The organism is Mesorhizobium sp. SEMIA396, assembly GCF_024518615.1.
Lineage (GTDB): Bacteria > Pseudomonadota > Alphaproteobacteria > Rhizobiales > Rhizobiaceae > Mesorhizobium.
This window is the reverse complement of the sequence record NZ_JANIFC010000008.1, coordinates 97,058-123,379: the sequence shown is the minus strand read 5'-3', so window position 1 is coordinate 123,379 and position 26,322 is coordinate 97,058. Positions and strand designations below refer to the sequence as shown.

Genomic DNA, 26,322 nt, shown 5'->3' with positions numbered 1-26,322 from the left:
CGTCACCTACTGCCTTGCCTGTTGCGCGGCCGGCGTTTGCGTTTGTGGGATGGCGTGCGCCGCGATCGCCTGTTCGCTGATATCGTCTCTGTGGAGTTCGGCCGCGATCGTGCCGTCGCGCATGACCAGCACGCGGTCGGCAAGCCGGATCACTTCGGGGAGTTCGGAGGAGACGACGATCACGGCATGGCCCTCGGCGGCGAGTTCCTCGATCAGATGATAGATCTCCGCCTTGGCGCCGACATCGATGCCGCGTGTCGGTTCGTCGAACAAGAGGATGCGCGTTCCCGCGGCCAGCCAGCGGCCGATGATCGCCTTCTGCTGGTTGCCGCCGCTGAACAGGCGGATCGGCCGGTCGAGCAGGAACGGGCGCAGATTGACGCGGCTCATCCTGTCGACCGCCACCTGTTTCAGCCTGGTGTGATCGATGACGCCGCGCGGCGCGAATACGTTCATCGAGGCCAGCGCCATGTTGCTGGTGATCGAGCGCAGCGGCACGATGCCTTCGCGCTTGCGCTCCTCCGGCACCAGGCCGATGCCGGCGGCAATCGCATCGCGCGGGCCGGCGAAGCGCGCCGCCTTGCCGTCGATTGCAATGGTGCCGGCCGTGGCGCGATCGGCGCCGGCCAGGAGCCGCAAAAGTTCAGTTCGGCCGGAACCGACCAGGCCGGCAATCCCCAGCACCTCGCCGCGATGCAGATCGAACGACACGTTGCGCACCTTCGTCGCCGAGGAGAGGCCACGCGCGCTCAGCATGACCTTGTTCGTGGCATGGGAATTATGGTGTTCCTGCGCCAGTTCGCGGCCGACCATCATCGCCACGACCGCTTTCTCCGACAGGTCTTTCAGATCGACGGAATCGACGACGACGCCATCGCGCATGATGGTGGCGCGCCGGCAGATGCCGAACACCTCATCCAGCTTGTGCGAGACATAGACGACGGCGACGCCATCGCGCGCCAAACCTGTAATGACTTGCGCGAGCCGTTCGAATTCGCTCGGCGTCAGGCTCGATGTCGGCTCGTCCATGGCGACGATGCGGGCGCGATCGAGCAATGCCCTGGCAATCTCGACAATCTGCCGCTGCGCCACCTTCAGGGTGCCGAGCGGGGCGGCTGGATCGATGGAAGGGTCGATGGCTGCAAGAGCCTCGGCGGCGCGGCGCTCCTGCTCTCTGCTGGCGACGAAGATGCCGCCGCGCGTCAGCGGATGGCCGAGGAACATGTTCTGGGCGACGCTGAGGCGCGGCACCTGCTGCAATTCCTGATGGATCATGGCGACGCCCGCAGCGCGCGCGGCAACCGGGTTGGCGAGTGTAACCGGCTTGCCGTCGATGAGGACGCTTCCCGCGGTCGGCCTGTAGACGCCAGACAGGACGCGCAGCAGCGTCGACTTGCCGGCGCCGTTTTCGCCGAGCAGGCCATGGATTTCACCGGCCCCGACCGAGAACGAAACGCCGTCAAGCGCCCGTACGGCCGGAAACAGCTTGGAAATGCCCTGGAATTGCAGCCGGGGTGACATCGAGTTCTATCTCCGGGCCATGGTGCCGGACAGAAGCGAATTGCCCTGACCGGCACTGTTGGTTGGCCTTACTGGCCCGCAGCCGCGTCCTCGAGCAGCGCCTTGCGCGCGCCGGCGCCGGAATAGCGGTCGGCATTGTCCTTGGTGATCAGCGCCTGGGGCGTGGCGACGACGCGCGGCAGCTTCTGTCCCGCGACGAGACGCAGAGCTGTTTCCAACGCCACTTCGCCGGTCAGAACGGGGAAACTGTCGACCGTGCCGGTCAGTTCGCCGGCCCGTATGGAGGCATAGGCATCGGAAATGCCGTCGGTGCCGAAGACCGCAACCTTGTCCTGCAGGCCGGCGGCCTTGACAGCCTCGACGATGCCCAGCGCCATGCCATCATTGTTGGCATAGAAGCCGATCAGGTCGGGATGCTGCTGCAGGATGTTGGTGGCCGCGTCATAGGAGGTCTGGCGGTCCCAGTTGCCGGGAACGCTGGCGACAACCTCGAACTTGCCTCCCTCGGTAATGGTCGACTTGAAGCCATCGGTGCGCTGCACGGCGGCATAGACGCCAGCCTGGCCTTCGACGATGGCGACCTTGCCGCCATTCGGACGATTCTTGACGAACCATTTGGCGACGCGCACGCCATTGTCGCGTTGGACGTTGCCGACATAATGCTCGGCCTGCGGGATGACGGCGTCATTGACATTGACCACCGGCACGTTGGCGGCCTTGGCCTGCTCCATGATCGGCTGCAGATTGGCATCCGTCTGCGGCGAGACGAGCAGCACGTTGTAGCCCTGCGTCACCAGGCCTTCGGCGATGGTGAGCTGGCCGAGCTGGTCGCCCTCGCTCTGCGCTGCCTGATAGACGACGGGAACGCCGACCTTGGCGCCGAATGCCGTGTAGCCCTCGCCCAGCGAGCGCCAGTATTCATTGGTCAGCGTCTTGGAGACCGCGCCTGCCTTGGTGCCTTCGGGCAGCTTGGGGAACGCGCCGAACTTGGCCTCGACCTGCGACCAGTCGATGCGGTCCTTTTCCGTGTCGGAATTGAGCGGCGCGAGGTCGGCGGAAAAGGCAGAGCCGATCGAGAGCGCCATCAATGCGGCGGTAGCGGTGGCAAGCAGAAGTTTCATTGTATTCCTCCCTGGTTGAAAAACGGCGATGGCGCGGATGCCTCAGCTATCCGGCCCGAGCATGATTTCCTGGATGATGGCCTGCGACGTCACCGCGTCCTGGCTGTCCATGGCGGCGGACAGGCGATTGTCCTGCTCCAGCCGGTCGACGACGCGCAGCATGCGATTGACGGTGGCGATGTTGACTTCGCACTCGCGCACCGGATCGAGCCCTGTCATATCGGGGAACGTGTCGAAATAGATGGCGCCGGCGTAACCGTCGCGGCGAATCTGCCTGAGCATCTCGATGGTCTGCAGCGTGTGCACCGCGCCGACCATCAGGCCGTCGTCGCGCTTGGCGTAGCCGTCGTTCAGGTGCACGCCGAGCAGCTTGCTGTGACGCGCCACCAGGGCCGCGGCAAAGGCCGGTTGTTCGTCGGCGTAGAGCACATGAGCGAAATCGAGCGTGACGCCGAGATTAGGCAGGCCGACATCGCGGATCGCCAGCAAGGTCGTCGCCGCATCCGGCATCAGGCTGTAGGAGCGTGGTTCGTTCGGTTTGTATTCAAGGCTGATCTGACAGTCGGGATCATGTGCCGCAACTTCACGAATCCCATCAATTTCGTGTTGCCAAAGCGTCGAATAGTCGGCCTGGAAGGCGTAGTCGAAGCCATCCTGGCCGAGCCACAGCGTCATCAGGCTGGCGCCGGCCTCACGCACGGCATCGATGCCGGCCTTGGTCAGGTCGATGGCCTCGCGACGCACCGCCGGATCCGGATTGGTGAAAGCGCCGAGCTTGAAGGCGGGGTTGGAGTAGTAGCGCATGGCAAAGCCATTGATGGAGAGCCCAAGATCGCCCAGTTTCAGAGCAATTTCCGTGGGCTTTTCCCTGACATGGTCAGGAAAGTTGAGATCCAGATCGGTAAGCCCCTCGACCTTGGCGGCGCGCGCCGCCATCTGCAGCAGCGACGGCTTGCCGGTAAGATCGGGCCACTCGGCGTGCGGTCGCGAGGCAAAGGAATTCAGGCGCGTGGCGAAACGAGTGGCTGTCATGATCGATCCTTCAATCGTCATGACTTCACATAAATAAAGATATTTGTAAAGTTATTGTTTTGAGAGGCTACGAAGCGGCCACCAGGCTGGACCCGCCAAGGCGCGCAAAGGGAGCCGGCAGTTTCCCGGCCGGTGCCCTGGAGAGCCCGTCAGGCCAATAGGCGCATGATGGCGCGTGCTGGTTACGGTCGGCGCATTTCAGCAAGCGATTCGCCGGGTGTTCAATCTGGCCAGCGTAAGACGCCGGACGAATCCTTGCGGGCGAGTTTCATCGCATCGGCCGGGCGGTCCTTGGCGGTCAATATGGCGCGCAGCCGTTCGGCGACGATCTCGGCCTCGCCGGGATGAAGATTGCAGGGGTCGAGGAAGAAATGGCCGCGCTCCACCTCATGGTTGCGCACGATGATCGGTGGCGAGCCCGTCGCCAATGCCGAGGTGAGGCCGGCCGCCGTGAACCGGCTTTCGGGCAGTACAAAAATCTGAAGCCGATCGAGAGGGTTGGCGGTCGGATCGGGAATGATCTGCGCGACAATGCCCGGCAGGCCCTGCAACGTCTCCTTCCACAGGTTGAGCGCGGCGTCTTCGCGGCGGCGGATGCCGGCATGGTCGCGCTTTTCCCAGGCTTCCAGTGCGGCCATGGTGCCGGCGATGCTCTCCTTGCCGACCTTCATGGCGCGGGCGACGCCGCGGTTCTGGAGATAGGCGGTGCGAACCAGATCCTTGCGCCCGGTGACGATGCCGCTGGTCGGCCCACTCAGGAATTTGTGGCCGCTGTAGATGACAATGTCGGCGCCGCGCGCGAGGAAGCCGCGCAGATCATACTCTGAAGCCGCATCCACGATCACAGGGATGCCCCTGGCGTGGCAGATCTCGCAGAATTCCTCCAGGGACAGCATGCCATACTGCACGGTGTGGTGCGCAACGACGTAGAGGCCCGCCGCCGTGCGGTCGTTGATCGCGTCGCGCACATGATAGTCCTGCGTCACGCTGACCGTGCCGGCCGGCACGACCCTGGCGCCCGCCAGCCGGACCGACTGGTCGATCGGCGCACCATAGTTGACGATGTGCCCGAGCTGGACGATGACCTCCGACTTGAGGCCCTCCGTGTTATCAGGCAGCCGCTCGATGGCGAGCAGATTGGTCCCCGTCATAGCACCTGCGATCGCCATGGTGATGCCGCTGGCGCAGCAGGCAGTGATGAAACCGGCCTCGCCGCCGGTCAGGCGCGCGACAATCGTGCTTGCGGCACGTTGCAGGTCATCCATTTCCACCCATTGCGAGGCCATTTCCGCCATGGCGCTGATCGCTTCGGGGACGATGATCGACGCGCCGAGCGCGGTCATCGTGCCGGAGACATTGATGATCGGGCGAAGGCCGAGCCGTTCGCGGATGGTGGTGTTGGAGCCGTCGGTGGACGTGGTTTTCATCTCTCGGATTCCATTCTTCTAAAGGTCAGGCGGCGATCTCGACAACCGCCTCGATTTCAACGGTGATGTTTCCAGGCAAGGAGCCGACGCCGATCGCCGAGCGGGCATGGCCGCCGATATTGTCGAACACATCGGCAAACAGGTCGGAACAGCCATTGACCACTTTCGGGTGGTCGCTGAAGGTCGGTATGGCGTTGACGAAGCCGAGCAGCTTGACGACGCGCACGATCCGGCCAAGGTCGCCAGTGGCTGCGTGCATGACGGCAAGCAGATTGAGGCCGGTGAGGCGGGCATGGCCATAAGCCTGCTCGACGCTGACATCCTCCCCCACCTTGCCGGTAAACAGCGTGCCGTCGGTGCGCAGCGGACCCTGGCCGGACAGGAAGATCAGCCGGCCGCTTTCGGCATGGGTGACGAAGTTGGCGATCGGTGTCGGCGGCTCGGGCAGCGTCAGGCCCAACGCGGCGAGCCGGATATAAGGCGTCATGAAAGAAGGCTCCTTGCGACAGCGTTCGCTGTCCCGTTCTAGAAATGCGAGGCGCGGAAGCGTGCCAGGAAGGTGCGCAGGCGCTCATTGTCGGTGTCGGCCGCCAGGATTTCGGCGGGTGGACCCGCCGCGCTGACGCCGCCATCGGCCATGAAGATGATGCGGCTCGAGGCATCGCGGGCAAACGCCATTTCGTGCGTGACCATCACCATCGTCATGCCGTCCTCGGCCAGGCTGCGAACGACCTCGAGCACCTCGCCGACCAGTTCCGGGTCGAGCGCGGAGGTTATCTCGTCGAGAAGCAGGATCTTCGGCCCCATGGCCACGGCGCGGGCAATGCCGACGCGCTGCTGCTGGCCGCCGGACAGTTCGGCGGGCAGGCTGTCGGCCTTGTGGGCGAGGCCGACCCGGCCGAGCCAGTGTTCGGCGATGGTGCGCGCTTCGGCGTTGCTCTTGCCGCGCACCTTGGTGAGGCCAAGCATGATGTTGCCGGCGGCTGTCAGGTGCGGAAAGAGGTTGAAGCTCTGGAACACCATGCCGGTCTCGGCGCGCATCGCGGCGAGATCGCGTTCGCTGCGACGCTGGCGGGTTCCGGCTTCGCGAAAGCCGACCTCCTTGCCGTCGATGCGGATCGAACCACTGTCATAGCTTTCGAGAAAGTTGACGCAACGCAGCAGCGTGGTCTTGCCGCTGCCGGAAGGGCCGATGACGGTCACCACCTCGCCCTTCGCCACCTGCAGGCTGACCGAACGCAGGACCTGGACGGTCCCAAAGGCTTTGGAAACGTCCTGGACGTCGAGAAGGGCCGGGGTGTTTTTCGGACTTGTGGACATTGCTATTCCCGGATGAAGGAGAAACGCCGCTCGAGCCGCCGGCTGGCGAGCGAAAGGGCATAGTTGACCGCGAAGTAGATGAGCGCGCCGAGAATATAGAGCGGCATGGCCTCATAGGTGCGGCCGATGACCTGGTTGATGGCCTGCATCAGGTCGGTGATGCCGAGCAGCGATACCAGCGCGCTGCCCTTGACCGCATCGGTGACGCCGTTGATCCAGGGCGGCAGGAAGCGCCTGAACGCCTGTGGGAAGATGACGTAGGCGAGCCGCTGTCGAAAGGTCAGCCCGATCGCCATCGCCGCCTCGGACTGCCCTTTCGGAATGGAGCCGACAGCGCCTCTGAAATATTCTACGACCTGGGCTGTCTTGAACAGGGTCAGCGCCAGCACGGCGGCCCAGAACGACGGCAGATGAAGCCCGATGGCCGGCAGTCCGTAATAGACAAAGAAGATGAGCACCAGGATCGGGATGCCGCGGATGGTGTCGCTGAAGATGCGCACGGCCCATTGCAACGGCACCGGGCCATAGACGAGACCGACGCCCATGATCACGCCGGCAATCAGCGAAAATACCACGACCAGCAGGGATACCCACAGTGTCAGCGCAAAGCCCTGGGCGAGGAAAGGTAAGGCATAGGCGATCTGGGTCAGCATATCAGCGCGCCGCCCTGAACCGGCGCTCGACAAGCCGAAGCGCAAAAAGCAAGATGTAGCCGGTCACCAGATACATCGCCGTGACCACGAGATAGACCTCGACGATGCGGAAGGTGTTGAAGTTGATCCACTGGGCGCCATAGGTCAGCTCCGGCACCGAAATGACCGACGCGACGGAGGTGTCCTTGAACAGCGATATGAAGGTGTTGGACAATGCCGGCAAGGTGATGCGCAGCATGGTCGGCAGGCGCACGTTGAGCAGCCTTTGCCAGGGTGTCAGGCCGATTGCCTTGCCGGCGTCCAGCTGTCCGCGCGGAACGGCTTCGAGCCCGGAGCGAAACACCTCGACCAAATAGGCGCCGCTATAGAGCGACAGCGTGACGACGAACGAGGTCGGCGCGCTGTAGGCGATATCGACCACTGTCGGCAAGCCGTAGAAGACGAGGTAGACGAGCAGGATCAGCGGCACGTTGCGGATGAATTCGACGTAGGCGGCGATGATGGTGCGCACGATGCGTCCGGCAGACACATACCAGACCGCCAGAACCAGGCCGATGACGATGCCGATGGCGATCGATATGACGGCGAGTTCGAGACTGAGCAGCAGTCCGCCCCACAGCTTGTCGAAGTGCCGCCAGATCAGGTTGAAATTAAGGGCATAGCCCATGCGTCCGCCTCAGTGCCGCAGGCTTAGAGCGGTTCACCGTTTCACGGAAACGGCGACCCGCTCTAACTCTTTGTTTTGACGCAATTCCGGACGAAAACCGTTTCACACTTTTCCTGGAATTGCTCTAGGGAGGCGGAAGGGCGCTGGATACGCCCTTCCGCCCGATGCAGGTCAGATGGCTGGGAAGCCGGGATGGCGCGCCGGCGGCTCCTGTCCGAAATAGTCCTTGAAGGCGGCATCGTAGAGTGCGTTTTCGTGGCCGAACATGGCGATGGTGAAGGTCGCGTTGACGAAGGTCAGCCAGTCAAGGTCGCCTTGCCGGAGTGCCGCGCCATAAAGCATGCTCAGCCAGCTCTTGCCGGCGTCGAAATATCTGTCCGGATTGCGCGAGGCGAGCCAGCGCACCGTGGACAGATCGACGGCAGCGGCGTCGACGCGTTTCGATTCCAGTGCCTGCAGCACGTTGGCCTGGGTATCGATCTGCATAACCTGGCACTCGGGCAGCACCGAATGCACCTGCGCCTCGGCATCGACATTCTGCAGGATGGAGACGCGTGTCGCCGAGCCGCCGGCAAGCAGCTTGTCGAAGGTCTTGTTCTCGGCGGTCGGAAGGCTCAGCAGGGCGACGCCCTCGACATAGTAAGGCCGGGAAAAATTGACCAGCTGCGAGCGCTGGGCGCTCATCGTCATGAACTGAATGGTGATGTCGACCTTGTTGGTGGTGACGTTGGGGATGCGCTGTGCCGGATCCTGCATCACGAACTCGACCTTGGTCGGATCGTCGAAAAGGCCCTTGGCAAGAATGCGTCCCATGGTGATGTCCATGCCGACGAGTTCGCCGGCATCGTTCTCGAAGTGCCACGGCGCATTGGTGCTGCCGGTACCGACGATCAGCTTGCCGCGATCGAGCACGGTGCGCAGCAGGCTGTCGGGTGCTGCCTGAGCAGCGGCCTTCTGGGCATCGACGGCTACCGCCGCACCCACGACGCCGGCCGTGGCCAGTCCCGCCATTCCCAATTTCAGAAAATCACGTCTTCCGGATGTGTCGTTCACGGCGACCTCCTTTCGTTTGTGTTCCCCTTGCACAGGCAATACACGCGTCAGTGACGTCGAAGCGATTGTCTCTTACAAGAGACGTGTGTATCCTGTACAGGACAGATACTAACACCGGGAATCAACAATGCAAGATGGCAATGCCTCGGCACTTTCAGCCGGCGAGAAGATTTCGGGCTCCCGTGAAAAGGGGCTCAACCGGGTGCTCGAGATTCTGGAGTTTCTTCACACGACCCAGCGCGCGATCGGCATTGGCGACCTTGCCAAGGGCGTGCACGCGCCCCGTTCGACGACCTATACGCTGGTGCGGTCGCTGGTCGATGCGGGACTGCTGGAAATGGAAGGCGACGGCAATCGCGTCTATTTCGGCAAGAAGCTCTATCTCTACGGAATGGACTATGTGCGGGGCAACGACCTGTTGAGGCGGGGGCGCCAGGAGGTCGACAATCTGTCGCGCGAGACCGGCGAGACTTCCGAACTGTGCATGCTGCAGAGCGGCCGCTATACGATCGTCCATGCGAGTCCCGGCACCAGGCCGTTCCGCATCAGTTCCGCCACCGGCTTGCAGATACCGCTGCCCTGGACGGCCTCGGGGCGGCTGCTTCTGGCGGGGCTGGAGAAGGCTGAGATCGAAGGCATGGTGTCGGACGACGATCTCGTGCTGCCCGACGGGCGCAAACTGCGGCTCGACGATTTCGTCGCCGACATCGCAAAAGCGCAGGTCACCGGCTATTGCGTCACTTCGGGCCTTGTCGATGCCTATACGAAGTGCCTTGCCGCGCCGGTGTTTTCAGCGCCGGGCAAGGTCGAGGCGACCATGTGCCTGGTGGTCCCCATCGATACGTCCGAGGAGCGGACCGGCGAACTTATCGGCCTGCTGCGTGATCGTGCCGCGAGACTTTCGATCGCAGCCTAGGCATGCGAACGAGCGAATGCCAGTTCATGCAATAATGTCGGGAATGATCTTGTCTTCCAGCGCCATCAGCCGATCCTTGAGGAACAGCTTCTTCTTCTTCATGCGCTGGATCTGCAGCGGATCGCAGGCCATGGCGATCATCGCGTTGATGGCGGCATCGAAATCGGCGTGTTCCTGCTTCAGGCGGGAAAATTCGAGGCGAATATCGGCCTGTTCCTGATCGGACATTCTCTACCGTCTGCACGTCTGCGGCGCCCAAAACTGGGCCTGATTGGGCGGGACCGGGTGTTTTGTCACCGGCGTGCAGCCCATATCACATTTCAAGGTGTCGTGGAATGCTACCACGGATCATTCGACATCGCCCGCGGAAGGTGACACACTGTCACCGTGCCGTCACAGAAGCGAACCTGCGGTGGACGCGCCGTGACGGTTGCAATCGAGGAAAACCATGAAAGGGAGAACCAATCATGTCTCTTGCATCCCATCTTGATGAGTTGCAGCGGAAACACGGCGACATCGAACGTGAAATCGATGACGCGATGAATCATCCATCGGTCGACGACCTCGAAATCGTGAATCTCAAGCGACGCAAGCTGGCACTCAAGGACGAGATTGAAAAACTAAGAGGCAAACCGACCACGCATTGACGCCCTCCTGACATAGCCGCCCAATATCCGCGGCCTCTTTTCCCGGCGGCACCCCGCCGCCGGCGTGGAGGGTTTTGATTTTCCAGCACCGGTCTGTCAGCCGAAGCTGGACTTGCACCCGGCTCAATCTCCGCTTCGGCCGTCGCCCGTTTCGCCAGATCATCGATTGTTTCTGGTCGCCGGCGGCGGGCGATTCCGGCCAGTGGCGACCTGTCGCCATTGACAAGCCATCTTTGCTCCTCCACCTCATGCCCGGACCTCAGCGCATCGGCCCGGGGCGTCGTTGTGCGTCCATGCAGGACACAAGATGCTCCAGAGACAAAAGGCTGCCGGCATGACCGGATATTTTTCCTCTCCTTTCCCCCGCCGCACGTCGGTCGGCGTCGATGTCGGCGGCGTGGTCGTCGGCGGCGGCGCGCCCGTTATCGTCCAATCGATGACCAACACCGATACGGCCGATATCGACCAGACGGTTGCGCAGGTCGCAGCGCTGCACCGGGCCGGCTCGGAGATCGTGCGCATCACCGTCGATCGCGACGAGAGCGCCGCCGCCGTGCCGCGCATTCATGAGCGGCTTCAGCGGCTTGGTATCAACGTGCCGCTGGTCGGCGATTTCCACTATATCGGCCACAAGCTTTTGGCCGATCATCCGGCCTGCGCCGAGGCGCTGGCCAAATACCGCATCAATCCGGGCAATGTCGGCTTCAAGGACAAGAAGGACCGCCAGTTCGCCGATATCGTCGAGATGGCGATCAGGCATGACAAGCCGGTGCGCATCGGTGTCAACTGGGGCTCGCTCGACCAGGAGCTTTTGACCCGGCTGATGGACGACAACCAGGACAAGGGTTTTCCGCTGACCGCGCAGGAGGTGATGCGCGAGGCGATCGTGCAGTCGGCGATCCTGTCGGCCGAGATGGCGGAAGAGATCGGCCTTGGCCGCGAGAAAATCATCCTGTCGGCCAAGGTCAGCGGCGTGCAGGACCTGATCGCCGTCTATACCGAGCTCGCCACCCGCTCCAATCATGCGCTGCATCTCGGCCTGACCGAAGCCGGCATGGGCTCGAAGGGCATCGTCGCTTCGTCGGCCGCCATGGGCATCCTGCTCCAGCAAGGCATCGGCGACACCATCCGCATCTCGCTGACACCGGAGCCGAACGGCGACCGCACGCGCGAGGTGCAGGTGTCACAGGAATTGCTGCAAACCATGGGGTTCAGGCAGTTCGTGCCGATTGTTGCCGCTTGCCCCGGCTGCGGCCGCACCACCTCCACCGTGTTCCAGGAACTCGCCCAGAACATCCAGGCCGATCTCAGGAAGAACATGCCCGTGTGGCGCGACAAATACCCCGGCGTCGAGAACCTCAAGGTCGCGGTGATGGGTTGCATCGTCAACGGCCCTGGCGAGTCCAAGCATGCCGACATCGGCATTTCGCTGCCCGGCACGGGCGAAATGCCGACGGCGCCTGTCTTCGTCGACGGCAAAAAGGCGGCGACGCTGCGCGGGCCGTCGATCGCCGCGGATTTCGAGAAAATGGTCGCCGACTATATCGAGCAACGGTTCGGTCGCGGCAAGGCCGCGGCCGAGTAGAACCGATGCAGCGTTTCCTTTGGGCAGCGCTGATCCTGCTGTACGGGCTGACCTGGTCGACCCTTGTGCAGGCCGATCCGCCGCAATCCGCCAAGCAGCGGCTGATCGACAAGGTCTGCAATCTGATCCAGGCGCATGCCGACCAGAACGGCCTGTCCAGGGATTTCTTCGCCCGGCTGATCTGGAAGGAAAGCCGTTTCGATCCCAACGCCGTCAGTCCGGTCGGTGCCGAAGGCATTGCCCAGTTCATGCCGGGCACCGCCAAGATGCGCGGGCTCGCCAATTCCTTCGACATCAACCAGGCGATTCCGGCTTCGGCCAGATATCTGGCCGAAATGAAAACCGGCTACGGCAATCTCGGCCTGGCCGCCGCCGCCTACAATGCCGGCGAGAGCCGGGTGTCGCGCTGGCTCAGCTCCGGCGGTTTCCTGCCGATGGAAACCGAAAGCTATGTCTTAGACATCATGGGCGAACCAGCCGACAAGTTCACCGACCGGGCCTATGCCGGAAGGGTCGAGCCGCTCGACGCAAAGACGGATTTTGCCGTCGCTTGCCGAAAACTGCCGGTGATCATGTCGCGGACGGTGGCCATGGCTTCGATCAACATAAAGCCATGGGGCATCCAAGTGGCCGGCAATTTTCGCCGCAGCGCCGCGATCAACCAGTGGGTCAGGGTAAGGAGCCGGTTCCCGGCCCTGCTCAACGGGCATGATCCGGTGGTCAGCCGGGTGCGCACGCCGATCGGCCGGCGCGGCATCTACGCGGTCAGGATCGGTGTCGACCGCCGCGCCGATGCCAACGTTATTTGCCAGAAATTGCAAAGTGTCGGTGGGGCGTGCGTGGTGGTGCGCAACCGGTAATTTGGCCGCTGCCGGCATGGTGTTTGTCCGAGAGAGGCATTTAAAAGCGATAGCCGTGACGTCGCATCCAGCAAAGATTTCAGCTATAGCGGCCGCCATCCTTACTGGGCGGCGGCCCTGTCTTTGACGAGCAGCATGGGCCTCAACATGTTCGATGGATACATCATCTGCGGCACGCCGAGGACCGGTAGCACGCTGCTGTGCAAGCTTCTGGCATCCACGAAGACGACTGGCGATCCGCACTCATTCTATCGGCGGCAGGATGTGCTGGAGTGGGCTGAAGAGTGGAAGCTGCCCGATCGCGACACGATGAGTGAGCTCGACTTCAATGTCGCCTATCTCAACGCGGCGATCGCTGCCGGCAAGGGTGGGACCGGCCTCTTCGGCCTTCGCTTGATGCGCGAAAATCTGGATGAACTCTCGGCAACCCTCGACCGGATTTTCCCGAAACTGCAGTCGGACAGAGCGCGTCTTGAAAAGGCCTTTGGCCGCGTCCTCTACATACACCTCTCGCGGGAGAACAAGCTCGCGCAGGCTGTCTCCCTGATCAAGGCGGAGCAGACCGGTCTTTGGCATATCGCTCCCGATGGCACCGAGATCGAAAGGGTCGCACCGCCGAAAGAGCCCCAATATGATTTCGAGCGTATCAAACGAGAGGTCACGGAACTCGAGACCTATGACGCGGCCTGGAACATTTGGTTCGCAGAGCAAGGCATATCCCCGCTGCGCGTCGGCTATGAGCGCCTTTCAGGCAATCCGGCTGCGACGTTGCTAGGCATCTGCGAAGCCCTGGGAGTCCCAGCACCTGACGAGGAGGATGTAAGCCCCGGCGTTGCAAAGCTTGCTGACGCGACAAGCCTCGACTGGATGCGCCGCTATCGTCTGGAGGCTGCCGCCGTCTGACGCATCCTCATGGATGCAGTCAGGCGGTCTTGGCCACGACGGTCTCGCTGAGCCAGGTGCCGATCTTGGTGCCTAGGCGGTCGGGCGAAACGGGCTTCGGCAGATAGTCGTCCATGCCTGAATCGATGCACTTGTCGCGATCGCCCTTCAGCGCGTGCGCGGTGACGCCGATGATCGGGATGTGGGCGCCCGTCGAGACCTCCATCGCCCGGATGGCGCGGGTCGCCTCGTAGCCGTTCATTTCGGGCATCGAAACGTCCATCAGGATCAGCTTGGGGCGCAGCGCCCGGTACATTTCGACCGCCGTGCGGCCATTGCCGGCGATACGGTAGCTCAAGCCCAACCCATTGAGGATCTGGCCGAAGACCAACTGGTTCACGTCATTGTCCTCGGCAATGAGGATGTCGATCGGTCCGTTCGGCGCGGTTGTCGATTCCGGCGCTGCCGCGACCGGCATTGCCGGGCCGCGGATGACGGTGAAGGCGGGCGGCGCTGCCAGGGAAGCCTGCACGATCGGTTCGCGGACGAACCGCGCCTTGCCGACCTGCGAACGGGCCTTCTGAATCACCGAGATGACGGTGCCGAGCAGCACCGCGGAGCGCGCCGGTTTGGTCAGATGCGCGGCAATGCCGAAGTCGATGATCATCTTGCCGAAATCGACCTGGTCGACCGAGGTCAGGATAACGATCGGGATGGCCGACAGGCGGCTGTCGGAAGCAATGGCTCTGGCGACGTCGGCGCCGTTCATGCCCGGCATCTGGTAGTCGAGGATGATGCAGTCGACGGCGGCGCCGAGTTGAAAGGCGCGGTCGAGGAAGGCCAGGCCGACGGCGCCGCTTTCGGCGGCGGCACAGTCGAAGCTCCAGCTTCTGAGCTGCTCGAGCAGGATTTCGCGGTTGACCGGATTGTCGTCGATGACCAGCACGCGCGCGCCGGTGACGTCGACCGGCACGATCTCGTCGCGCGCCGCGGCCTGATGCGCGGGCAGCGGCACAGCGAACCAGAACACGGAGCCACGGCCGATCTCGCTTTCGACGCCGATCTTGCCTGCCATCAGGTCGACGAGGCGGGCGGCGATGGCCAAGCCCAGCCCCGTGCCCTCATGGCGGCGGGTGGACGAGCCGTCCACTTGCGCGAATTTCTCGAACACGTTCTGCAGTTTCTCGGCCGGTATGCCGATGCCGGTGTCTTCGACGCGGACCTTGAGCTGGACCACGTCGTTGACGATCTCGCCGCCGACATCGATCAGCACATGACCCTTCTCGGTGAACTTCACGGCATTGCCGAGCAGGTTGGTGATGATCTGCCGGAAGCGGCCGGCGTCGCCGACGACATGGGCCGGCAGGCGCGGGTCGACACGCACGATCAGTTCGAGGTTCTTTTCGGCGACGCGCGCCGAGACCAGCGTCGCCACATCCTCGACCGCCTCGGAAAGGCGGAAGGGAGCAGGGTCGAGAGTGAGTTGCCCGGCATTGATCTTGGAGAAATCGAGGATGTCGTTGATGATGGTGAGCAGCGCGTTGCCGGATTTGACGATGACGTCGGTGAAGGTCTTCTGGCGCGGGGTCAGATCGGTCTTGGCCAGCAGTTCGGCCATGCCGAGCACACCGTTCATCGGCGTGCGTATTTCGTGGCTCATATTGGCCAGGAATTCCGATTTGGCGCGGTCGGCGGCCTCGGCCTTGAACAGGGATTCGGCGGATTCGGCAAAGGCGCGGCGGATTGCCACTTCCATCGGGCGGAAGATCCAGAAGGCGACGATGGCAAGTGCCGCGAACAGGATGCCGCTCGCCCACAGCAGCAGCCTGTCGCTTGAGGCATCGGCCAGGTGGCGCTCATCATCCATGGCGGTGCGGACGCGGACCAGCATCGGCTGGGCGAACAGGTCGTTCTGGTTGCGGATTTCGCGATAGCTCCACTCGTCGACCTTTTGCGCCATCGACATCAGGTTGAAATTGCGCACCATGTCGCGCGGCGACCAGAACAGATCGCCGTTGACGGAAGCGGACTGGAGTTCGTTGACGGTCTTGATCGACAGCCGCGGCTTGATCGCCGCAAGCTGGGCGGTCAGCGTCTCGATCTCGCCGGTCAGGCGCTCCGAATGGCCGCGCGCCGATGTGGTCAGGGCATCGCGTGTCTCCGCCCGCCAGGCGGTGCCGGTGGTCTCGGCGAAGCTGGTCGCGTTGCGCAGGTCGCGGGTGAAGATGACGAGATTGCTGCTCAGCGCATCGATGTCGCGGCGAAAGGAATTGACGCGGTCAAGCGCAATCACGATACCGGCGGAAGCCAGCGCGAAGATCAGCAACCCTGAAATATAGCGGATCCGGACCGACCGGATGAAGGACGAATATTCAGGCATGCGCAACCCCAACACATACGCACCATTTTAATGGCCGGGATTACGCTTCATTTACATTAAAATTTCGTTCGTGAGAGGGCAGGCAGGCCATGCGAACCGCCGGATGGACAGCGCGCCTAGACCGCTTCCACGACGAGGGCGCGGATGCGGCCACGCACCGGGCCTTCCCCGAACCGTTTCCCAAGGGCATTCGCCACGTATCGCGTCGCCTCCTCCAGCGAGCCGCCGCGCGCCTCGATCTCAGCCCGCAGGGGTGTGCCCTGGCAATAGGCCGTGGCCGCCTCATATGGCGACGAAGCGGCGCTGACGGCATCCAGCGGCTCTATGGTGATGTTACCGAAGCCGGCGGCATGAAGGTCGGCGCGGATGACGTCCGCATCGTGATAGCCGTGCGGCGTCCTCGCCATGAAGCGCGGCGGATCGGCCGGGAAAAAATGGCCGAGCGCCCGCGTCACTTCCTCGGCGAACTCGTTGTCGTCGATGGCACTCCAGACGTTGAACAGGAAGTGCCCGCCCGGCCGCATCACCCGCCGCGCTTGGCCGTAGGCGCCCACCCGATCGGGGAAGAACATCGCGCCAAACTGGCAAACCACGGCGTCGAACTCTGCGTCCTCGAAGGGCAGCGCCTGGGCGTCGGCCTGCCGCCAGGTGATCCGAGGATCGTCCGCCATCCGCGTGCGCGCGTGGTCGAGCATGGGCTGGTTGAGGTCGGTGACCACGATGCGGGCTTGCGCCGGCAACTTTGCTGCCATCGCACGTGTCACCACACCGGTGCCCGCCGCCACTTCGAGCACCGATTGCGGCCCGAGCTTCGACACCCGCTCTGCCAGATCCCGTGCATACGGCTCGAAGATCAGCGGCACCATCGCCCGGTCGTAGACCTCGGCAATGGAACCGCTGAACAGCTTGTCGGTGGTCGACATGGCACCCCTCCAACTCTACCCGCACCGCGTGCGTGCCGTGCGGATGGCAAAGCGATGTCGATCCTCTGCCTCGGCAGGCTTCCGCTCAAGTTCTATTTCTGAATTGGCCGGCGGAGGATGAGCGAACTTTAGTCAGCTCGATATCTCGGCTGGCGCCAACCTCAACTGGTGCGGGTCGCCACGAACGTTGCCGCTTCTTTCAGCAACTGGGCGTCGTCGCCATAAGGATCAAGCAGTGCATGCGCCTGCTCGACGAGGCCGTGCAACTGGTTGCGAGCCCAATTCGCACCATGCAAGGCCACCAGCGTCGCCTTGCCGGCGGCGGCGTCCTTGCCGGTTGCCTTGCCCATCTGGCTGGCATCGGCGGTCAAATCGAGCAGGTCGTCGGCAAGCTGGAAGGCAAGACCGATCGCCGAGCCGAATTCGGCCAGCCGCTCGCGGTCATCGGCCGGGGCGCCGGCGATGAGGGCACCTGCCTCGCAGGCGAAACGGATCAGAGCGCCAGTCTTCATCGCCTGCAGCCGGATGATGCCGGCCTCGTCCGGCGGCGTCTGTTCGGCTTCGAGGTCGAGCTTCTGGCCGCCGACCATGCCGCCGGGTCCGGCGGCGCGGGCCAGCGCCAGCACCAGGGCCGCCCGCCGCTCCGCGGGCAGGGCGGTCGCCTCGCCGGCGATGACGTCGAAGGCCAGCGTCAGCAAGGCATCGCCAGCCAGGATGGCGGTCGCCTCGTCGAAGGCTCTGTGCACGGTCGGCTGGCCACGACGCAGGTCATCGTCGTCCATGGCGGGCAGGTCGTCGTGTATCAGCGAATAGCAATGCACGCATTCAAGTGCGGCGGCGACACGCAGTGTCGCCTCGCCATCGGCGGAAAAAAGGGCGGCACTTTCCATGACCAGGAAGGGCCGCAGGCGCTTGCCGCCGTTCAGCACGCCGTGCCGCATGGCTGCCATCAACCGCTCAGGCCGGGCGATCTCGCCCGAAAGCGCGCGGTCGTCGAGCAGCCGCCGCAGCAGCACCTCGACGGCGGCAGCGCGTCGGATGAGCGCCATTTCGAACGCCATTTGGTCGTCATTCGTCATGGCCGGGACCGGTAGCCGACACTCAGACGTTGCGCAAGAAGGCAAGCGCCATTATGCCGGAGCAGTATGAGCCCGTTTGGAAACTCTGCTCCTGCGGTCATCTGAGGGCGTTTTCTGCGCTTCCGGTGCTTGCGTACTCTAATGTACGCTCCGCTCCGGTTCTCGAAAACACCGTCACATGACTCACAGGAGCGCGTTTCAAAACGAGCTCTCTGGCACGGGTTGGGCGGCTTGGCGGAACCGATCGTCGATCATGAAACCGAAAAGCTGGACATGGCGACGAGATCGCGAGGCGTAAATCGCCGCGGTCTCAAACGCTGGGTCCGGCGCGGCATCGTCGTGGCCGCGGTGCTGGCTTTGATTCCGGTCGTGCTGACCTTTCTCTACCTGCCGTTCTTCGTGCATCCTGTCTCGACGCTGATGTTGAAGGATCTGGCGACGTTCTCCGGTTACGACCGCCGCTGGGTGTCGATCGACGACGTGTCGCCGGTGCTGGCCAATTCCGTCATCATGTCGGAGGATGGGCAGTTCTGCTTTCATCGTGGCGTCGATCTCGGCGAGCTGAGAGGCGTCGTCGACGACGCGCTGGCCGGCGAAGCGACGCGCGGTGCCTCGACCATCACCATGCAGACGGTAAAGAACCTGTTTCTGTGGTCGCGGCCGCTGGGCTCGGTGCGCAAGGTGGTCGAATTGCCGCTGGCCGTCTATTTCGATGCGGTGATGTCGAAACGGCGCATCATGGAAATCTACCTCAACATCGCCGAGTGGGGGCCGGGCATCTACGGCATCGAGGCCGCGGCACAGCACCATTTTGGCGTTTCGGCAAAACAGCTGTCGCGACGGCAGGCCGCCTTGCTTGCGGTTTCCTTGCCAAATCCGATCGCCCGCAATCCGGCCAAACCCGGGCCTGGCTTGAGGCGGCTCGCCAATCTGATCGAGCGGCGCGCCGGCCGCTCCGGCGCCTATGTCGGTTGTCTCCGCTAGCCGATCCAAAAAAATTCGCGCCAGTGCTGGCCAAAACGGCACAGGGCGTGTATAGGCACCCGACTTTCTCAGATTTAGGCCCCGACATGGCCCTTTCACGAGGGCGGGCGGGGCTTTTGACCATGTAGTGGAGCATATCCGTGGCCGTTCCGAAACGTAAAACCTCTCCGTCCAAGCGCGGCATGCGCCGCTCGGCCGACGCCCTCAAGGCCCCGACCTATGTCGAGGACAAGAATTCCGGCGAAATGCGCCGTCCGCATCATATCGACCTGAAGACCGGCATGTATCGCGGTCGTCAGGTGTTGACGCCCAAGGAAAGCTGAGACCAGCTTTTTCAAAGGTTTGAATTTCCATAAGGACCGGCCGGTGGCTGGTCCTTTTGCGTTTGGGCCGGACGGCAGCGCATTTCGAGGCGTGCACCGCCGGCGTTGCAAATCCTTCGGCCGGCAACCGGCTGACATGGTTGTTGCGTGCGGTCTTCGACCGTGTTCAGCGCTGATGGCGAAACATCTTGACGACGTGGCCATGGCGCATTCTACAAAGGATCGCCCCCACATGGAGACGCCAGATGTTCGGTGCCATTCCGCTGCTGATCGTGCCTTTCGTGCTCTACAACCTCGGACTGCTGGGAATTTTCGGCAGCGGTGACGATCCGTGGGCGAGCGAGGTCTTCTCCTTCAGTATGATGTCGGGCGGCGTGTTCTCGATGACGCTGGGCGACCTGATGATACTGATCGGGCTGGTCTTCCTGTTCCTCGAAATGGCGAAGTCGGTGCGCACGACCAATGCCTCGATCATGGACCATCTTCTGTCGACGCTGGTATTCGTGGCCTTCCTGGTCGAGTTCCTGCTGGTGAAGGGCGCCGCCCATTCCGTCTTCTTCACGCTGATGGTCATCGCGCTGTTCGATGTGCTGGCCGGATTCGCGGTGTCGATGCGATCGGCCAGCCGGGACATCAATCTGAATTAGGTCCCCAGCGCGGAAGGCGGAAGTTTGACGGGCGCTTGCGCTGACAGTTGTCGGAAACGCCCGTAACGTCCCCGACGCTCAGCCCGGATCGGCGGTGAAGCCGGCGGCCTCGATGCCGGCGATGGCCGCGGCTTCGTCATTGTCCGACGTGTCACCTGAAATGCCGACGGCGCCGAGGATGGCTCCGGCCTTGTCGCGGATCAGCACGCCGCCGACGACCGGCAGCACGCGTCCGCCAGAGACGTCCGAGATGCCGGCGACGAGGTGCGGGCGCTCCTTGGCGAAAGCCTCGACTTTGCGCGAGCCCATGCCGATGGCGAGCGCACCATAGGCCTTGCCGGCCGACATTTGCGGGCGCAGGAACGAGGCGCCGTCCTGGCGCTGGAAGGCGACCAGATGCCCGCCGGCGTCGAGCACCGAGACGCCAAGCGGCTTAAGCTTGAGATCGGAGCCCTTGGCAAAGGCGGCATCGATGATTTGCCTGGCTTTTTCGAGCGGCAGTGCGGTCATGGCGGTCTCCTGTCTGAAAGGCGTCGATCATCGACCGTCGACGGGCGAGATAACATCCCGGTTTCGGTTGAAATTGCTTCGCGTGAAGAGGTGGGAAGGAAGCGACCGTCACAGCCTCCGGATAGGAGTTGGTGCCTGTGCGGCTTCAGGTCATTTTTTCTTGGCGCGGGCCGGCTTCTTGGCAGGTTCCGCTGGCGCGTTGGCGAGGTCTTCGGCTTCCTTGGCGAGACGCAGCGCCCGCAGCTTGTTGGTCTTGGCCTGGCGGGCGTCGCTCTCGGCGACGTATTCGGCCATCGCCTTCTGGCGGACGGTTGCCGCCTCTTCCTGCTTCTTGAAGCGCAGGTCGGCGCGTGCGCGGGCAGCATCCCGAGAGTTCTCAACCAAGACCTTATCCAATCCCGTGAATTGTGATTTTCCGCTTCTTCTAGCAGAGCCGGCCCCCAAACGGGAAAATAAGTTGGTCAAGCGGCAGAGTCGGCGGCGAGAGCCTTGCTGGCAACCAGGGCTTCATAGGCGGCCTGCAAGGTGGCGCGGACAGAAGGACCCGAGGCGGTATCGAGCGGCTTGCCGAGATGTTCATGGCGCAACTCGTCCATGAATTTGTCCCACATCGGCTGTCCGCCCTTTTCCAGAAGTTCGGCGCGGATCGAGAGTTCTTCGCTGACCGGCAGCCAGACGCGGCCCCAGGCGCCAAGATGGGCCAGGATCGGCACCAGCGTGATCGCCATTTCGGTCAGGCTGTAGATCGCCTTCTGCTTGTGCGAGGGGTCGTCGGCTTTGGTCAGCATGCCCAGTTCCATCAGCCGCTTCAGCCGATCGGCGAGGATGTTGGAGGCGATGCCTTCCATCGATCCGTTGAGCAGCTCGCGAAAATGACGCCTGCCGCCGAAGATCATGTCGCGAAGGATGATCAGACTCCAGCGATCGCCGAACACTTCCAGCGACAGGTTGATCGGACATCCGGACCGGCGATCCATGCTCATGAGATTTTTTCTCCAAAACCAGTTGCATTGTCGTATCAGTTTTATTATCGTGCAACCGATTGCAAAATGCAATCAGTATTGCAGGAGAGGAGGCCGCACCGTGACGACGACCGAACGCCCCGAAATCATATCCGAAACCTTTGGCGATCCGGCGAACCCGCCGCTGTTGCTGATCATGGGAGCGATGGCCTCGATGCTGTGGTGGCCGGAGGCGTTTTGCCGGGAACTGGCCGATGCCGGCCTGTTCGTGATCCGCTACGACAATCGCGATACCGGCCGTTCGACCAAATACAAGCCGGGAGAGCCGCCCTACACGTTCGATGATATGGCCGACGATGCAATGCGCGTTCTCGACGACCACGGTATCGGCAAGGCGAATGTCGTCGGCATGTCGATGGGCGGCATGATCGCGCAGCTTGTGGCGTTGGAACACCCGTCCCGTGTCGCATCGCTGACCGTCATCAGCAGCACGCCCGTGGGAACCGACACTTCGCACCTGCCGCAGACGAGCGATGCCTATATCGAGCATTCGGCCGAGGGCGCCAAAGTCGATTGGTCGGACCGTGGCCAGGTGGTCGATTTCATCGTCAGGGATGCGCGGGCGATCGCCAGCGTCGCACATCCATTCGACGAGGCCCGGATGCGTGCCTTTGTCGAGCAGGATCACGACCGCTCCGGCGGCTTCCTGAGCGCGACCAACCATTTCATGCTCAGGGGCGGCGACGCGTGGAAAGGCCGCTTGCATGAAATGACGGCGCCGCTGCTGGTCATCCACGGCACGGCCGATCCGATCTTTCCGGTCGAACATGGCGAGGCGCTGGGGAAGGCGGTCACCGGCGCGAAAATCATCCGGATCGAAGGTGGCGGCCACGAGCTGCATCCAAACGACTGGGATATGATTGTTGCCGGCATCGTCGCCCACGCCGCTTGAAGCGGCAAAAGCAGGCCTTGACGAGCAATCCTTGCCGCAGTGTTTACCTATGACGAGCATGCCCGGCGCCGGCCACCGATAAACCAGGAAACAGGCGAGCAAAAAATGTCCCTGACGCTTCATTTCCATCCGCTGGCCTCCTTCTGCTGGAAGCCGCTGATCGCGCTGTACGAGAACGCCACGCCGTTCAAGCCTGTCATCGTCGATCTTGGCGATGCTCAGTCGCGCGCGGCCTTCCTGAAGATTTCGCCGGCCGGCAAGATGCCGGCGCTGCGCGACGATGCGCGCGACCGCACGGTGCTGGAATCGACCATTGTTGTCGAATATCTGGCCGCGCATTATCCGGGGCCGGTCGACCTCGTTCCCGCCGACATCGACCTGGCGCTGGCCGTTCGCCAAGCCGACCGCTTCTATGATTTCTATGTGCAGGAGCCGATGCAGAAGATCGTCGGCGATCGGTTGCGGCCGCAGGACAAGACTGACCCGTTCGGCGTCGAGCAGGCCTGCGACCAGCTTCGCAATTCCTATGCCATCATCGAACAAGACATGCAGTCGAAGATCTGGGCGATGGGCGACACCTTCACCATGGCCGATTGCGCAGCGTCCCCGGCGCTGTTCTATGCCAACAAGGTCGAGCCGTTCGGCGACAAGTATCCGACCGTGAAACGCTACCATGACCGGCTGCTGCAGCGCTCCGCCTTCGCCCGGGTGATCGAGGAGGCGCAGCCCTACTTCAAGTTCTTCCCCTACAACAACGGTTGATCGGGGTTAGGCTTCCCAGAACTGATCGAGCCAGATGTTGAGTTTGAGGAAGCCGGTGCCGCTTACCGTATAGACGCGCCTTGTTCCTTCCGGCTTGGCGTGGACCAGGCCGGCATCGAGCAGCACTTTCAGATGTTGCGACACAGCCGGGCGCGAGACCGGCAAGCCGGCGGCCAGTTCGGTGACGGTTTTCGGGCCGCGGCGAAGTTCTTCCAGAAGATGGCGCCGATTGGGATCGGCAATCGCCATGAAGGCGTCGGAAAACATCATGCCTGTATTAGTGAGGCAAAGCCTTTCGAATCTCAACCGTCTGCTTCTGCTTTTCTTCTGGGATCGAGCCGCAATGCTTCCGGGGTGACCGAACGGTCGGCCGGCTGCGTCTTGAAGGCATCACGATCGCCGATCGGCACCGGCGCGCGGCGGCTGATGCGCAGCAGCGTGTAGCCTGCCAGGCAGAGATGCGCCAAGGCGGTCGCCAAGAACAGACCTTCCGGGCGCATCCAGCCCATCAAAGCGGCGGCGAGCAAGGGTCCAATCATCGTGCCGAAGCCGTAGAGCAGCAACAGCCCGCCAGATACCTTGACGAAATCCTCCGAGCGCGCGTGGTCGTTGGCATGCGCCACGGCAATCGAATAGAGCGTGTAGGCGAAGGCGCCATAGGCGGCAGTGAAGACGATGACGAAGACGCCGGAGCGCGGCTCGAACAGAAAGATCAAGAGCGCGAACAAAGCCCCGCCGAAAGCCGCTCCCGCCAGCACGAAACGCCGGTCGGTCTTGTCGGAGAGACGCCCGGCCGGAAGCTGCATCGCGGCACCGGCAACGACCACAAGGCTCATCATCAGGGCGATCTCGGCCGTGGAAATGCCGATGCGGGCGCCATAGACGGCGCCAAGCGTGCCCCAGGCGCCGTTGGCGATGCCGATCAACACGCAAGCGACCGCCGACACCGGCGAATTGGCATAAAGGCCTCTGACATCAAGTGAGACATCCTGCAGCGGCTTGGGGTGAGAGGCGGTCGAGACCGCCGTCGGAATGAGCGATAGGCAAAACAGGATGCCGGTGATCATGAACAGCGATGCGGACTTCACGTCGCCGCCGGCGACGATCATCTGCCCGCCCATGATCGAGGCATAAGTGACCATCATGTAGAGGCCGAAGACGGTGCCGCGGTTCTCGTTGGTGGCCTTCTCGTTCAGCCAGCTTTCGATGACCATGAAGGCACCGGCCATGGTGAAGCCGGTGAAGGCGCGCAGCAGGATCCAGACATATTCGTCGATGATCAGCCCGGTCAGTAGCGCCACGATGGCGCCGGATGCGGCAAAGGCGCCAAAGGCGCGAACGTGGCCTGCGCGGCGCACGATGCGCGGTGCGAAGAAGCAGCCGGTGACGAAGCCGCCGGCCCATGCCGTGCCCATCAGGCCGAGCGATGCGGTCGAGAAACCTTCCAGTTGACCGCGCAGGGGCAAGAGCAGTCCATGCAATCCAGATGCCGCGAGCAGGAAAGCGGTGCCGCGAAGCAGCGAGAGGATCGGTCGGTAGGTTGCGAACATTGTTTGATCCGGCTCAGGTTTGGCGGGGACGCTGGGTCTGAAGACAGCCGCATTCGGGCTTTTCGGCGGCGGGCTTTGCGCCAGCGCGCCTATCCGCGGCGGAACAGTGCTTCGGCCGCGGATTTGGTGGTGTCCTTGGCCTTGAGTTCGGCTTCCAGGCGGGCAATTTCGTCGCGCAGGATACCGATCCGCTCGGTCAAGTCGCTGACGGAAAGCAGTGACAGGTCCTGCCCGATCTCGTGCGGGCGTGACTTCTTCTTGGGTTCGTCGTCGAAGATCGCCATCGTCGCTCCTCCTCCGCCAAGACCAGATTGGCCATTTGCCTGATTTGGCAATCAGCATACATAGGGCAGGGGCGTCGATGCAAACAGCCGATCGGACAACGGCGAGGAAAGACGGGAAATCTCATGGCGAGCGGACAGAAAATTCCGGCAAGGATGACGGCCATCGCGATCTCGGAGCCGGGTGGCCCTCGGGTCCTGAAGCCGGAAACACGCGACGTGCCGCAGCCCGGCCCCGGCGAGATCCTGATCAAGGTGCATGCCGCCGGCGTCAACCGGCCCGATATCCAGCAGCGCAAGGGCGCCTATCCGCCGCCGCCCGGCGCGTCGGACCTGCCGGGCCTCGAGGCGTCGGGCGAAGTGGCGGCCCTTGGCGACGACATATCGCGCTGGCGCATCGGCGACCGCGTCTGCGCGCTGACGCCCGGCGGCGGCTATGCCGAATATGTCAAGGTGCATGCCGGGAGCGTGCTGCCGTTGCCCGCCGGCTTCACCCATACCGAAGCCGCGGCGGTGCCGGAAAACTACTTCACCGTCTGGCACAATGTGTTCGAGCGTGGCGGCCTCAAGAAAGGCGAGACGCTGCTCGTCCATGGCGGCTCGTCCGGCATCGGCGCGACGGCGATCCAGCTTGCCTCGGCCTTCGGCGCCTATGTCATCACCACCGCCGGCAGCAAGGAGAAATGCGACGCCTGCCTGAAGCTCGGCGCAGACCGGGCGATCAACTATCGCGAGGCGGATTTCGTCGCCGCGGTCAAGGAGGCAACGGACGGCAAGGGCGCCAACGTCATCCTCGACATGGTCGGCGGCGACTATGTGGCGCGCAACTATGAGGCCGCTGCGGTCGAGGGTCGGATCGTCCAGATCGCCGTGCAGGCCGGCGCTGTCGCAAGCGCGGATTTTTCGAAAATCATGGTCAAGCGGCTTACCCACACCGGGTCGACGCTGAGGCCGCGCACCGTCGAGTTCAAGGCGGCGATCGCGGCGGCGCTGGAAGCGCAGGTGTGGCCGTTGCTCGGCACGCGCAAGGTTGCTCCTGTCATGGACATGATCTTCCCGCTCAGCGAAGCCTGGCGGGCGCATGAGCGGATGGAGGACGGCGAACACATCGGCAAGATCGTGCTCGACGTCGGCTGACAGCGAGCGAGGTCAGCGCCTCGCTGCCTACAAGATGAACAGAAGCTTAATGCTGCAATGCAGCATTTGCATCATTGCTATGCAAAATCAGCCATTCAAGTCCTCATCGATGACGCCTATTTGAGCACCATCGAAACGAACATCAATT

30 protein-coding genes are annotated in these 26,322 nt (G+C 63.0%); 11 read left to right on the top strand and 19 right to left on the bottom strand.

Annotated elements, in window-relative coordinates:
- Positions 1-6: 6 nt before the first annotated feature.
- From NP503_RS19950 to NP503_RS19910, 9 genes are all read right to left on the bottom strand, one after another.
- A complete protein-coding gene (locus NP503_RS19950; protein ID WP_127269389.1) occupies positions 7-1,521 on the bottom strand; it encodes a sugar ABC transporter ATP-binding protein in 1,515 nt (504 codons plus the stop codon).
- A 68-nt stretch (positions 1,522-1,589) separates the two neighbouring features.
- Positions 1,590-2,642: a substrate-binding domain-containing protein gene (locus tag NP503_RS19945; RefSeq protein ID WP_127269388.1), complete on the bottom strand. Its 1,053-nt coding sequence runs from the start codon at positions 2,640-2,642 to the stop codon at positions 1,590-1,592.
- 42 nt (positions 2,643-2,684) lie between these two features.
- Positions 2,685-3,674, bottom strand: coding sequence for a TIM barrel protein (locus NP503_RS19940; RefSeq protein ID WP_127269387.1), 990 nt, complete (start codon positions 3,672-3,674; stop codon positions 2,685-2,687).
- Positions 3,675-3,895: 221 nt separating this feature from the next.
- Positions 3,896-5,101 carry an aminotransferase class V-fold PLP-dependent enzyme gene (locus tag NP503_RS19935; RefSeq protein ID WP_127271290.1) on the bottom strand — a complete coding sequence of 402 codons (1,206 nt, stop codon included), beginning with the start codon at positions 5,099-5,101 and terminating at the stop codon, positions 3,896-3,898.
- Between the two features lie 25 nt (positions 5,102-5,126).
- Positions 5,127-5,588: a RidA family protein gene (locus NP503_RS19930; RefSeq protein WP_127271288.1), complete on the bottom strand. Its 462-nt coding sequence runs from the start codon at positions 5,586-5,588 to the stop codon at positions 5,127-5,129.
- Between the two features lie 38 nt (positions 5,589-5,626).
- Entirely contained in the window at positions 5,627-6,421 is a 795-nt protein-coding gene (locus tag NP503_RS19925; RefSeq protein ID WP_127272345.1) for an amino acid ABC transporter ATP-binding protein, read from the bottom strand.
- 2 nt (positions 6,422-6,423) lie between these two features.
- Positions 6,424-7,074: an amino acid ABC transporter permease gene (locus NP503_RS19920; RefSeq protein WP_127267518.1), complete on the bottom strand. Its 651-nt coding sequence runs from the start codon at positions 7,072-7,074 to the stop codon at positions 6,424-6,426.
- A gap of 1 nt (position 7,075) precedes the next feature.
- Entirely contained in the window at positions 7,076-7,741 is a 666-nt protein-coding gene (locus tag NP503_RS19915) for an amino acid ABC transporter permease (protein WP_127267517.1), read from the bottom strand.
- Between the two features lie 171 nt (positions 7,742-7,912).
- Complete coding sequence (locus tag NP503_RS19910; RefSeq protein ID WP_127267516.1) at positions 7,913-8,794, bottom strand: transporter substrate-binding domain-containing protein; 882 nt, start codon at positions 8,792-8,794, stop codon at positions 7,913-7,915.
- Between the two features lie 127 nt (positions 8,795-8,921).
- Here NP503_RS19910 and NP503_RS19905 point away from each other — a divergent pair, with 127 nt between their 5' ends.
- Positions 8,922-9,710: an IclR family transcriptional regulator gene (locus NP503_RS19905; RefSeq protein WP_127267515.1), complete on the top strand. Its 789-nt coding sequence runs from the start codon at positions 8,922-8,924 to the stop codon at positions 9,708-9,710.
- Positions 9,711-9,734: 24 nt separating this feature from the next.
- Here the strand turns inward: NP503_RS19905 and NP503_RS19900 are convergent, their stop codons facing one another.
- Complete coding sequence (locus NP503_RS19900) at positions 9,735-9,938, bottom strand: YdcH family protein (protein WP_013529216.1); 204 nt, start codon at positions 9,936-9,938, stop codon at positions 9,735-9,737.
- A gap of 239 nt (positions 9,939-10,177) precedes the next feature.
- On the opposite strand from NP503_RS19900, the gene NP503_RS19895 reads away from it, so the two are divergent.
- The 4 genes from NP503_RS19895 (at position 10,178) to NP503_RS19880 (ending at position 13,705) form a co-directional block, all read left to right on the top strand.
- A complete protein-coding gene (locus NP503_RS19895) occupies positions 10,178-10,357 on the top strand; it encodes a YdcH family protein (protein ID WP_013529217.1) in 180 nt (59 codons plus the stop codon).
- A gap of 334 nt (positions 10,358-10,691) precedes the next feature.
- Positions 10,692-11,942 carry a flavodoxin-dependent (E)-4-hydroxy-3-methylbut-2-enyl-diphosphate synthase gene (ispG, locus tag NP503_RS19890; RefSeq protein WP_164748833.1) on the top strand — a complete coding sequence of 417 codons (1,251 nt, stop codon included), beginning with the start codon at positions 10,692-10,694 and terminating at the stop codon, positions 11,940-11,942.
- Between the two features lie 5 nt (positions 11,943-11,947).
- Positions 11,948-12,802: a lytic transglycosylase domain-containing protein gene (locus tag NP503_RS19885; RefSeq protein ID WP_127267513.1), complete on the top strand. Its 855-nt coding sequence runs from the start codon at positions 11,948-11,950 to the stop codon at positions 12,800-12,802.
- Between the two features lie 147 nt (positions 12,803-12,949).
- Positions 12,950-13,705 (top strand): Stf0 family sulfotransferase, encoded by a 756-nt coding sequence (locus NP503_RS19880; protein ID WP_164748832.1) that lies wholly within the window; start codon positions 12,950-12,952, stop codon positions 13,703-13,705.
- Between the two features lie 19 nt (positions 13,706-13,724).
- Here the strand turns inward: NP503_RS19880 and NP503_RS19875 are convergent, their stop codons facing one another.
- From NP503_RS19875 to NP503_RS19865, 3 genes are all read right to left on the bottom strand, one after another.
- Positions 13,725-16,064, bottom strand: a complete 2,340-nt coding sequence (locus tag NP503_RS19875) for a response regulator (protein WP_127272344.1) — start codon at positions 16,062-16,064, stop codon at positions 13,725-13,727.
- A gap of 116 nt (positions 16,065-16,180) precedes the next feature.
- Positions 16,181-16,987: a class I SAM-dependent methyltransferase gene (locus NP503_RS19870; RefSeq protein ID WP_127267511.1), complete on the bottom strand. Its 807-nt coding sequence runs from the start codon at positions 16,985-16,987 to the stop codon at positions 16,181-16,183.
- A gap of 161 nt (positions 16,988-17,148) precedes the next feature.
- Entirely contained in the window at positions 17,149-18,066 is a 918-nt protein-coding gene (locus NP503_RS19865) for a polyprenyl synthetase family protein (RefSeq protein ID WP_127276505.1), read from the bottom strand.
- A gap of 222 nt (positions 18,067-18,288) precedes the next feature.
- Here NP503_RS19865 and NP503_RS19860 point away from each other — a divergent pair, with 222 nt between their 5' ends.
- From NP503_RS19860 to NP503_RS19850, 3 genes are all read left to right on the top strand, one after another.
- The gene (locus tag NP503_RS19860; protein ID WP_127271462.1) at positions 18,289-19,050 is read left to right on the top strand and encodes a transglycosylase domain-containing protein; all 762 of its coding nucleotides are present in this window, start codon (positions 18,289-18,291) and stop codon (positions 19,048-19,050) included.
- 140 nt (positions 19,051-19,190) lie between these two features.
- Positions 19,191-19,373 (top strand): 50S ribosomal protein L32, encoded by a 183-nt coding sequence (gene rpmF, locus NP503_RS19855; protein ID WP_008834724.1) that lies wholly within the window; start codon positions 19,191-19,193, stop codon positions 19,371-19,373.
- Between the two features lie 245 nt (positions 19,374-19,618).
- Positions 19,619-20,020: a hypothetical protein gene (locus tag NP503_RS19850; protein ID WP_023810946.1), complete on the top strand. Its 402-nt coding sequence runs from the start codon at positions 19,619-19,621 to the stop codon at positions 20,018-20,020.
- A gap of 78 nt (positions 20,021-20,098) precedes the next feature.
- Here NP503_RS19850 and NP503_RS19845 read toward each other — a convergent pair whose 3' ends face one another.
- The 3 genes from NP503_RS19845 to NP503_RS19835 form a co-directional block, all read right to left on the bottom strand.
- Positions 20,099-20,530 carry a heme-binding protein gene (locus tag NP503_RS19845; protein WP_127272531.1) on the bottom strand — a complete coding sequence of 144 codons (432 nt, stop codon included), beginning with the start codon at positions 20,528-20,530 and terminating at the stop codon, positions 20,099-20,101.
- 150 nt (positions 20,531-20,680) lie between these two features.
- Positions 20,681-20,914, bottom strand: coding sequence for a hypothetical protein (locus NP503_RS19840; RefSeq protein ID WP_027037125.1), 234 nt, complete (start codon positions 20,912-20,914; stop codon positions 20,681-20,683).
- A gap of 77 nt (positions 20,915-20,991) precedes the next feature.
- The gene (locus tag NP503_RS19835) at positions 20,992-21,513 is read right to left on the bottom strand and encodes a helix-turn-helix domain-containing protein (protein ID WP_127269299.1); all 522 of its coding nucleotides are present in this window, start codon (positions 21,511-21,513) and stop codon (positions 20,992-20,994) included.
- A 100-nt stretch (positions 21,514-21,613) separates the two neighbouring features.
- Between NP503_RS19835 and NP503_RS19830 the strand changes: the two genes are divergently transcribed.
- Together NP503_RS19830 and NP503_RS19825 are read left to right on the top strand one after the other, a co-directional pair.
- A complete protein-coding gene (locus NP503_RS19830; protein ID WP_127269298.1) occupies positions 21,614-22,444 on the top strand; it encodes an alpha/beta fold hydrolase in 831 nt (276 codons plus the stop codon).
- 105 nt (positions 22,445-22,549) lie between these two features.
- On the top strand, positions 22,550-23,206 hold the full coding sequence (locus NP503_RS19825) for a glutathione S-transferase family protein (RefSeq protein ID WP_127269297.1): 657 nt from the start codon (positions 22,550-22,552) through the stop codon (positions 23,204-23,206).
- A 6-nt stretch (positions 23,207-23,212) separates the two neighbouring features.
- On the opposite strand, the gene NP503_RS19820 is transcribed toward NP503_RS19825, so the two are convergent.
- The 3 genes from NP503_RS19820 to NP503_RS19810 are packed head-to-tail and all read right to left on the bottom strand — an operon-like array spanning position 23,213 to position 25,040.
- On the bottom strand, positions 23,213-23,476 hold the full coding sequence (locus NP503_RS19820) for a helix-turn-helix transcriptional regulator (RefSeq protein ID WP_013529232.1): 264 nt from the start codon (positions 23,474-23,476) through the stop codon (positions 23,213-23,215).
- Positions 23,477-23,508: 32 nt separating this feature from the next.
- On the bottom strand, positions 23,509-24,840 hold the full coding sequence (locus NP503_RS19815) for an MFS transporter (protein ID WP_329608556.1): 1,332 nt from the start codon (positions 24,838-24,840) through the stop codon (positions 23,509-23,511).
- A 5-nt stretch (positions 24,841-24,845) separates the two neighbouring features.
- On the bottom strand, positions 24,846-25,040 hold the full coding sequence (locus NP503_RS19810; RefSeq protein WP_127269295.1) for a DUF1192 domain-containing protein: 195 nt from the start codon (positions 25,038-25,040) through the stop codon (positions 24,846-24,848).
- Positions 25,041-25,163: 123 nt separating this feature from the next.
- On the opposite strand from NP503_RS19810, the gene NP503_RS19805 reads away from it, so the two are divergent.
- The gene (locus NP503_RS19805; RefSeq protein ID WP_127272530.1) at positions 25,164-26,174 is read left to right on the top strand and encodes an NAD(P)H-quinone oxidoreductase; all 1,011 of its coding nucleotides are present in this window, start codon (positions 25,164-25,166) and stop codon (positions 26,172-26,174) included.
- Positions 26,175-26,322 lie beyond the last annotated feature (148 nt).